Source organism: Streptomyces sp. NPDC058534 (genome assembly GCF_042717365.1).
Lineage (GTDB): Bacteria > Actinomycetota > Actinomycetes > Streptomycetales > Streptomycetaceae > Streptomyces.
The window spans coordinates 56,529-65,911 of the sequence record NZ_JBHXNW010000048.1 but is presented as its reverse complement, the minus strand read 5'-3'; the positions used below and the strand labels follow the sequence as shown (position 1 = coordinate 65,911).

The following is a 9,383-nucleotide window of genomic DNA, read 5'->3' as shown; positions in this document are numbered from 1 at the left end:
CCACCCCTTATCAATAAGTGTGGGGTGGTCTGTGTTTTTTAAAACACCCCCCCCCCGGGCGGCCACTCAGTGGGGGGGGGGGGGGCCGGGGGCGCCCCCCCCCCACGAACCGTGGCCGTACTGCGACGGCCCGCACGAGTGGGACCAGGTGAACGAGCCCACGTCACCGGAGGACGTGCGGGTGCAGCGGCGCATCCACGCGGCCGCGGCGAGCCGGCCGCGCGGCGGTCCGCACGCGTCCGGGTACACACCCGAGGAACGGGCGATCGTCGAGCGGATCAACGCCGGCCGCCCGTGGCCCGAGGGCCCGATCGCCATGCTGCCCGTAGCGCAGTTGTACGCGCGCGACGTCCCCCTGCTGCGCCCGCCCGGGCAGGCCGACGCCGATCTGCTCCAGGTGCTGTGGTGTCCCTTCGACCACCCGGCCCACCCCAGGACCGCGCTGTTCTGGCGGTCCGCCGCCGAGGTCACCGACGTCCTCGACTCACCTCCGGAGCCGCCCGCGGTCCAGTTCTCCGACTACGTTCCCCAGCCGTGCCTGCTCTCGCCGGAGGAGGTCACCGAGTACCCCAACTTCATGGAGCTGGACAAGGAGTTGCGGGAGCAGGTGGCGGACTGGAGCAGGTGGCAGGCGGCCGGGGACGCGGTGGACAGTGCCTACGCGGTGGCGCCGCAGGAGTTCTACATGAACCAGCTGTCCATCTCTCCCGGCTGGAAGGCCGGTGGCTGGTCCCGCTGGGGTCTCACCGATCCCATGCCCAGGACCTGCGCCGCCTGCGGCACCGCGATGGACCCGCTGCTCACCATCGCCTCGACCGAATGGAACCACGGCACCGGGAGCTGGGCGCCCGAGGGAGACCAGGCCCGCGACCCGCTTCCCCCCGGCGTTCCCCCGGCGAACTACACCCGGGTCGTCGTCGCCGGCGGCTACGCGCTGCAACTCCACGTCTGCCCGGTGTCCGCGGACCACCCGCACCTGGAACTGGTCCAGTAACCCCGCTCAGTCGCGCGCCCCGTACCGCTCCCGCAGCTCCACCTTGCGCACCTTCCCCGACACGGTCATGGGGAAGGAGTCGAGGAGCTGGAGACGGCTGGGCACCTTGTAGTGGGCCAACTGCCCGTCGCAGTACGCCCGCAGTTCCTCCAGGGTGAGCGGGTCGGCGGCGTCGCGCGGGACGACACAGGCGAGGACCTCCTCGCCGTAGCGCTCGTGCGGTACGCCGACCACCTGGACGTCCGCGATCTTCGGGTGGGCGTAGAGGAACTCCTCGACCTCGCGCGGGTAGATGTTCTCGCCGCCCCGGATGATCATGTCCTTGATGCGGCCGACGATCTCGACGTACCCGTCCTCGCGCATCACCGCGAGGTCCCCGGTGTGCATCCAGCGGCCCGCGTCGATCGCCTCCGCGGTCTTCTCGGGCTCGCCCCAGTAGCCGAGCATCACGCTGTAGCCGCGGGTGCGCAGCTCACCGGCGTCGCCGCGCGGCACGGTCACCCCGGTCACCGGGTCGACGACCTTCACCTCGATGTGCGGCAGGACCCGGCCGACGGTGCCGGTGCGGTGTTCGAGGTCGTCGTCCATGCGGGTCTGGAGGGAGACCGGGGAGGTCTCGGTCATGCCGTAGCAGATGGAGACCTCCTCCATGTGCATCTCGGCGACCACCCGCTTCATCACCTCCACCGGGCAGGGCGAGCCCGCCATGATGCCGGTGCGCAGGGAGGTGAGGTCGTACGAGGCGAAGCCGGGAAGGTTCAGCTCCGCGATGAACATGGTGGGGACGCCGTACAGGGACGTGCACCGCTCCCCCTGGACCGCCGCCAGCGTGGCGGCCGGCTCGAAGGACGGGCCGGGGATGACGATGCACGCGCCGTGCGAGGTGGCGCCCAGGTTGCCCATGACCATGCCGAAGCAGTGGTAGAAGGGCACCGGCAGACACACCCGGTCCTGCTCCGTGTAGCCGACCGTGCGGCCCACCCAGTAGCCGTTGTTGAGGATGCTGTGGTGGGAGAGGGTGGCGCCCTTGGGGAAGCCGGTGGTGCCGGAGGTGTACTGGATGTTGACCGGGTCGTCGCAGCTCAGCCCGGCGGCGATCGCGTCGGCCCGCTCCCGCGGCACCCGCGCGGCGGCCTCGGTCAGCGCGTCCCACGACGGGTCGCCGATGTAGACGGTCTCGCGCAGCCCGGGGCACCGCCCGCGGACCTGCTCCACGATCGCCCGGTAGTCGCTGCCCTTGTGGGAGAGGGAGGCGACGAGGAGGGCGATGCCGGACTGCTTGAGCACGTACTCCAGCTCGTGCGCCCGGGAGGCCGGGTTGACGTTCACCATGACGGCGCCGATGCGGGCGGTGGCGTACTGGACGAGGACCCACTCGGGGCAGTTGACCGCCCAGATGCCGACCCGGTCGCCCTTGGTGACGCCCTTCGCCAGCAGGCCGCGCGCCACCTCGTCGACGGCGGCGCCGAACTCGGCGTAGGTCCACCGGCGTCCGGACGGTACGTCGACCAGGGCCTCGCGGTCCGGGTGGGCGGCGATCGCCCGGTCGAGGTTGGCGCCGATGGTGTCGCCGAGCAGCGGGGTGGTGCTGGTGCCGTGGGCGTACGACAGGGGTGCGGTCACCGGAAGTCCTCCTCGCGGTACTCGTTCGCGGAACCGGCCGCCGTGGCCTCGCGCAGCTCGATGCGGCGGATCTTGCCGGAGACGGTCTTGGGCAGCTCGCCGAACTCCAGGCGGCGCAGGCGCTTGTAGGGGGCGAGGACTTCGCGGGAGTGCTCGAACAGCACCTTCGCGGTGTCCGGTCCCGGCTCCCAGCCCGCCGCCAGCACGACGTACGCCTTCGGTACGGCGAGACGCAGGGGGTCCGGGGCCGGCACGACCGCCGCCTCAGCGACCGCCTCGTGCTCCAGCAGGGCGCTCTCCAGCTCGAACGGGGAGATCTTGTAGTCGGACGCCTTGAAGACGTCGTCGCTGCGTCCGACGTACGTCAGGTAGCCGTCGGCGTCCCGGGAGCCGATGTCGCCGGTGCGGTAGTAGCCGCCGGCCATCGCCTCCGCCGTACGGTCGGGGTCGCCGTGGTAGCCGGTCATCAGGCCGACGGGGTGCGCGGACAGGTCCAGGGCGATCTCGCCCTCGTCGGCGCCGGGGGCGCCGGTCACCGGGTCGAGGAGTGCGACGCGGTAGCCGGGGCTGGGGCGGCCCATCGAGCCGGTCTTCAGTACCTGTCCCGGGCTGTTGGAGACCTGGACGGCGGTCTCGGTCTGGCCGAAACCGTCCCGGACGGTCACGCCCCAGGCGTGGCGGACCTGTTCGATCACCTCGGGGTTGAGCGGCTCGCCGGCGGCGACGACCTCGCGCGGCCGGGTGACGAGCCGGCTGAGGTCGGCCTGGACGAGCATGCGCCACACGGTCGGCGGGGCGCAGAAGGTGGTCACCCCGGCCCGGTCCATCTCGGCCATCAGGCGGGCCGCGTCGAACCGGGTGTAGTTGTACAGGAAGACGGTCGCCTCGGCGTTCCACGGTGCGAACAGGTTCGACCAGGCGTGCTTGGCCCAGCCGGGCGAGGAGATGTTCAGGTGGACGTCGCCGGGCCGCAGCCCGATCCAGTACATGGTCGCCAGGTGCCCGACCGGGTACGACACGTGGGTGTGCTCGACCAGCTTGGGGCGCGCGGTCGTGCCCGAGGTGAAGTACAGCATCAGCGGGTCGTCGGCGGCGGTGGGGCCGTCCGGGGTGAAGGCGTCGTCGGCGGTGTACACGTCCTCGTAGGGCAGCCAGCCGGGGGCCGTGCCGCCGACCGCGACGCGCGTGTAGTCGCCGGGCACGTCGTCGAACTTGCCGGCGTCGTCCGCGCGGACGATCACGTGCCGCACCCTGCCGCGGTCGACGCGGTCGCGCAGGTCGGCGGGGCCGAGCAGCGGGGTGGCCGGGATGACGACGGCGCGGAGCTTCATCGCGGCGAGCGCGGTCTCCCAGAGTTCGGCCTGGTTGCCGAGCATGACGAGGATGCGGTCCTCGGCGCGCACGCCCCACTCCCGCAGCCGGTTCGCCACCCGGTCGGAGCGGGCGGACATCTCGGCGAAGGAGACCCGGACCTCCGAGCCGTCCTCCTCGGCGATGTGCAGCGCGGTGCGCTCGTTGCCGTCGGCGATGACGTCGAACCAGTCCAGCGCCCAGTTGAAGTCGCGGGGGCGGGGCCAGGTGAAGCCCTCGTAGGCGGCGGTGTAGTCCGTACGGTGCTCCAGCAGGAAGTCCCGCGCGCTGCGGAACAGCTCCGTGGCCGTCGTCATCTGTCCTCCTTCGTGCCGGACCTTGCCGGGCGGCTCTCTGCCATCGTGTAATCCGTGATGCAGGTCTCACTACCCCCGAACGGGGGTGTGCGCCCCGGGACGGGCGTGAGGGAGGGCGGAACGGGTGGCGGTGGACTCGGCCGACGGAGGAGAGATCCGCGGTGCGCTGGTGCGGCTGCGGCGGGCGACCGGGCTGCCGGTCGCCTTCGGCGGGCTGGTGGAGGCGGGCCGGCGGCAGGTGCGCATCAGCGAGCTGAGCGGCACGGCGACGGCCGCGCTCAGCGCTCTCGCGGTGACCTCGGGCAACGGGCTGGGCGGCCGGGCGGTGGCGCTGTCGCGGCCCTGCGCGGTGACGGACTACTCCGTCTCCGCGCAGATCAGCCACGAGTACGACCTGCCCGTCGCCGCCGAGGGGCTGCGCTCGGTGCTGGCGGTCCCGGTCGTCGTACGGCGCAGGGTGCGCGGTGTGCTGTACGGCGCCCTGCGCACCGCCCAGCCGCTGGGCGACCGCACGCTGGGCGCGGCCGTGGCGGCGGCCCGGGACGTGGAGCAGGCGCTGGTGCTGCGGCAGGAGACGGACGAGCTGCTGGCGGCGGCCCGGCCCCGCCCGGGACACGACCCGGCGGACGCGGCCGGCTGGGAGCAGGTGCGGGAGGCGCACGCGGCGCTGCGGGCGCTGGCACCCCGGATCGCGGACCCCGCGCTGCGCGAGGAGCTGCTGCGCGCCTGCGGCCTGCTGGCGGGCGGGGGCGAGCCCGGCCCGGGGCCCCGGCCCGCCCCGCGCGAGGTGGACGTGCTGGCCTGCGTGGCCGCGGGCGCGACGAACGTCGAGGCCGCGGAGCGGCTCGGGCTGGGCGCGGAGACCGTGAAGAGCTACCTGCGCTCGGCGATGCGCAAGCTGGGTGCCCGCACCCGCACGGAGGCGGTCGCCCGGGCCCGCCGGACGGGATGGCTGCCGTAGGGTGCGGGTCGGCCCGGGGATTTCCCACGGCTCTTTGATTTCCGTGCCCGCCGGTTTGTTATTTGCCTCACCTCCTCGCCCCTCCTTAATCCAATGAGCCGTTGCCTAATATTGGCCCGGACACGACACTCGGAGGGAGCGGTCACCGTGCCACGGGACTTCGCGGAGTCTGCCGGACGCCGCTCCGACCTGGTCATCGGGCGGGAGGAGTCGTTCGGCGCGGCACGTGAGCAGCTGGCCCGGGGTGGCAGTGTGCTGCTGCACGGGCCCGCCGGAATTGGAAAGTCGACCGTCCTGCGCACCCTGGCCGCGGAATATGCCCGCACCTCGCACACCGTGTTGCGCTGCTCGGCCACCGAGTCCGAATCCCATCTCCCCTTCCTGGCCCTGGCCGACCTCCTGGGCCTGGTCCTGGACGACGTGTCGCAGACGCTGCCCGCCGCGCAGCGCACCGCGCTGGAGTCGGCGCTCACCGGCCGCGGCGAGTCCACGCTCCAGCGCGACGGCCTGGCGCTGCGGCTGGCGGTGCTGTCCGCCCTGCGCGCCCTCGCCGCCGCGGGGCCCGTCCTCGTCGTCGCCGACGACCTCCAGTGGCTGGATCCGGCCAGCGCGGAACTCCTCGGCTTCGCCGCCCGGCGCCTGGGCGAGACGCCGGTGCGGCTGCTGTGCGCGGTGCGGACCGAGGGTCCCGAGACGGAGGACGCCGCGTACGACCGCCATCTGCGCGCCTCCCCGCCGGACACCCGGGCGGTCCGCCTCGGCCCGCTGACCCGCGCCCAGGTCGCGACGCTGCTCGGCGAACGCGGCTACGCGGGCCTGCACCGGGCCACCGTCCGCGACATCCACCGCACCAGCGGCGGCAATCCGCTCTTCGCCCTGGAACTGGGCCGGGCCCTGGCCGAGAGCCCCGCGGCGCCCCGGCCCGGCGAGCCGCTGCCGGTGCCGACCTCGCTGCGCGCCCTGGTCCTCTCCCGCCTGGAGATGCTGTCGGACGAGGCCCGCCGCACCCTGCTGGTGGCCAGCACCGGCGCCCGCCCGACGCCGGCCCTGCTGCGCGCGGCCGGCCGGGACAACGCCGACGCCGAGACGGCCCAGGCGGCGGCGCTGGGACTGCTGGCGACCGACCCGGAGGGTCCGACCGTACGGTTCGCGCATCCGCTGATCTCGGCCGCGCTGTACGCCGAGGCCCCGGCGCCCGAGCGGCGGGCCGCGCACGCCGCGCTGTCCACGGCCGCCTCCGACCCGATCGAACGCGCCCGGCACCTCGCCCTCGCGACCACCGGCACCGACCCCGAGGTCGCGGCGCGGCTGGCGGAGGCCGCTTCGCTGGCCCGGGACCGCGGGGCGCCGTCGGTGGCCGCCTCGCTCGGGCTGCTCGCCGCCCGGCACACCCCGGCGGACAGCGCGCCGGGACCGGACGAACGCCGGCTGGCGGCCGCCGAGGACGCGATCACCGCGGGTGAGCAGGATCTCGCCCGGGACATCGCCCGCGAGGTGCTGACCCGGACCACCGCGCCCGGTGAGCGGGTCCGCGCCTGGATGGTGGTGATCGAGGCCGCCGGGCAGGCCATCGGCGAGGTCGACGCCGTCTTCCCGCAGGCCCTGGCCGACGCGGGCGACGACCCTCGGCTGCTCGCCCAGGTGCACTACCAGCTGGCCTGGCGCTCCCTGGTGGTGCAGGGCGACTTCGCGCAGGGCCGGGAGGAGGCCGCGCACGCGGCCCGGCTGGCGGCGCGGGCCGCCGACCGGCGCACCGAACTGCTCGCGCTGGCGTTCCAGGCCCAGTGCGAGACGCTGATGGGGCATCCGGACGCCCCGGCGACCATCGGGCGGGCGCTGGCGGAGCCGCAGGACCCTCGGGTGGCGTGCCACCACAACGGGGCCGGGTCGTCCCGGTTCCGGTGGCTGGTGATGAGCGACCGGCTGGCCGAGGCGCGGACCACCGTCACCACGCTGCTGCGCGAGGTGCGCCGGCGCGGCATGGCCGAGAGCGAGGTCCACTACCTGCGCTTCCTGGCCGAGACCGAGCTGCACTCCGGGCACTGCGGCCGGGCCCTGGAGCTGTCCCGGGAGAGCCTGACGCTGGCCCGCGACGCCGGCATCGGCGAGGGCGCGGGCGCGATGCAGGCCGCGCTCGCCGAGGCCGCGGGCGGCGACCCGGACCGCGCCCTGGAACTGGCGCGGGAGGCGGTGCGACGGACGGAGGAGGACGGCGACGCCGTGTACCTGTCACGGGCGCTGGCCGCGCTCGGCCACGCGAACCTGGTGGCGGGCGACGCGGCCGCGGCCGTGCGGGCGCTGCGCCGGGTGCGGGAGCTGGAGGCCGGCGCGGGCATCACCGACCCGGCGCGCGGCCGGTGGCAGGGCGATCTGGCGGAGGCGCTGGTGCGGACCGGCGAGCCGGCCGAGGCGATGGACGTCATCGAGGTCAGCCGCGCGCACGCGCTGCGGCTCGGGCGTGGCAGCGTGCTGGCCGTGCTGGACCGGGCCGAGGCCCTGGTGCGCGCGGGCCGGGGCGAACACCGGGCGGCCGTCGCACGGTTGACGTCGGCGCGGGAGCGGCTGGCCGGGCTGGGGTACGGCCTGGAGGAGGCGCGGGCGGCCTTCGCGCTGGCCGAACTGCACGCCGAACGGCCGGGCCGGGCGCCGGGGGCGGCGTCGTACGACGAGGCGACGCGGCTGTTCCGGCGCTGCCGGGCGCTGCCCTGGCTGCGCCAGGTGGAGGTGGCCGTCGCGGCACGGACGGCCGGGCCGTCCCCGGCACCGGCCGCCACGCCGGACGGTCTCGCACAGCTGGCCCCGATGGAGCGTCAGGTGGCCGCGCTGGTCATGGAGGGCGCGACCAACCGGGAGATCGCCGCCCGGCTGTTCGTCAGCGTCAAGACCGTCGAGGCGACCCTGACCCGGGTCTACCGCAAGCTCGGCATCCGCTCCCGCGTCGACCTCGTCCGGCTGGCGGCGGGCGGGCGAACGGACTGAGAACGGCGGGGGTTTACCGGCCACGCACCGAGGGTTTTCCCTGCCCGCATCCGCTAGGGGGTTCCCTCATTGGGGTGCCTCGACCGCCGGTTCTAGCGTGAACACGTGCCGCTCGCCCGGGCATACGGGGGTCTGTCCCGAGACCCCCGTTCACCCCCCACGCCCGTGCGACCCCCCACCGGCAACCCCTTGAGGAGACTCATGTCCGGGCTCACCCGCGCCAGATCGGCAGCCGCAGTCCTGGCCACCGCCGGCGCCGCGGCCGCGCTGCTCGCCGCCCCCTCCGCCTCCGCCGCGCCGCAGCCGATCGTCGGCGGCACCACCACCACGACGGGCGCGTATCCGTTCGTCATGCAGGTCACCGACGCCTCGCAGAACCAGTTCTGCGGCGGCACCCTCGTCTCACCCACCAAGGTCGTCACCGCCGCGCACTGCATGGCCGGTGAGAGTGCCCGCAGGGTCCGCGTGGTCGGCGGACGCACCTACCTCAACGGCTCGGACGGCACCGTCGCCCGGGTCAGCCGGATCTGGGTGCACCCGGACTACTCCGACGCCACCAACGGCGACGACGTGGCGGTGCTGACCCTGGCGTCGTCGATGCCGTACACCCCGGCGAAGTACGTCGCCTCCTCGGACACCTCGGTCTACGCGGCCGGCAACGAGGCCCGGGTGCTCGGCTGGGGCACCACCCGGGAGAACGGCAGTTCCTCCAACCAGCTGCGGACCGCGACCGTGCCGGTCGTGTCGGACTCGGACTGCGGCGGCTCGTACGGCTCCGACTTCGTCGCGAGCGACATGGTGTGCGCCGGGCTCCCGTCCGGCGGCGTGGACACCTGCCAGGGCGACAGCGGCGGACCCCTGCTCGTCGGGGGCGTCCTGGCAGGGATCACCTCCTGGGGCGAGGGCTGCGCGAGGGCCGGTTATCCGGGGGTCTACTCCCGGCTGACCACGTTCTCGGACCTGGTGACCGCGCAGGTCACCTCGTAGCCCCGCCCCGGCAGGTCTCCTGATCTCCTGAGTAGCCCTCAGGTGCAAGCCAGGGGGGGGGGGGGGGGGGGGGGGGGGGGCGCCCGGCGGCCCCCCCCCCCCCCCCGGGGGGGCGCGCCCCGGGGCCCGGCCGAGGCTCCCCCTTCTCGGCCCTCGACGAGGAAGTGGCGCC

6 protein-coding genes are annotated in these 9,383 nt (G+C 74.5%); 4 read left to right on the top strand and 2 right to left on the bottom strand.

Annotated features, from left to right (window positions below):
• Nucleotides 1-148 precede the first annotated feature (148 nt).
• Nucleotides 149-994 (top strand): hypothetical protein, encoded by an 846-nt coding sequence (locus tag ACFWR9_RS26845; protein WP_383846444.1) that lies wholly within the window; start codon nucleotides 149-151, stop codon nucleotides 992-994.
• Between the two features lie 6 nt (nucleotides 995-1,000).
• On the opposite strand, the gene ACFWR9_RS26840 is transcribed toward ACFWR9_RS26845, so the two are convergent.
• Nucleotides 1,001-2,617, bottom strand: coding sequence for an AMP-binding protein (locus ACFWR9_RS26840; RefSeq protein ID WP_383846443.1), 1,617 nt, complete (start codon nucleotides 2,615-2,617; stop codon nucleotides 1,001-1,003).
• Nucleotides 2,614-4,284, bottom strand: coding sequence for an AMP-binding protein (locus tag ACFWR9_RS26835; RefSeq protein WP_383846442.1), 1,671 nt, complete (start codon nucleotides 4,282-4,284; stop codon nucleotides 2,614-2,616). Before ACFWR9_RS26835 ends, ACFWR9_RS26840 begins: the two co-directional genes overlap by 4 nt.
• 124 nt (nucleotides 4,285-4,408) lie before the next feature.
• Here ACFWR9_RS26835 and ACFWR9_RS26830 point away from each other — a divergent pair, with 124 nt between their 5' ends.
• The 3 genes from ACFWR9_RS26830 (at nucleotide 4,409) to ACFWR9_RS26820 (ending at nucleotide 9,211) form a co-directional block, all read left to right on the top strand.
• Complete coding sequence (locus tag ACFWR9_RS26830) at nucleotides 4,409-5,245, top strand: response regulator transcription factor (protein ID WP_383846441.1); 837 nt, start codon at nucleotides 4,409-4,411, stop codon at nucleotides 5,243-5,245.
• Nucleotides 5,246-5,338: 93 nt separating this feature from the next.
• Nucleotides 5,339-8,224 carry an ATP-binding protein gene (locus tag ACFWR9_RS26825; protein ID WP_383846440.1) on the top strand — a complete coding sequence of 962 codons (2,886 nt, stop codon included), beginning with the start codon at nucleotides 5,339-5,341 and terminating at the stop codon, nucleotides 8,222-8,224.
• 201 nt (nucleotides 8,225-8,425) lie between these two features.
• Nucleotides 8,426-9,211: a S1 family peptidase gene (locus ACFWR9_RS26820; protein ID WP_383846439.1), complete on the top strand. Its 786-nt coding sequence runs from the start codon at nucleotides 8,426-8,428 to the stop codon at nucleotides 9,209-9,211.
• The last annotated feature ends 172 nt before the right edge of the window (nucleotides 9,212-9,383 follow it).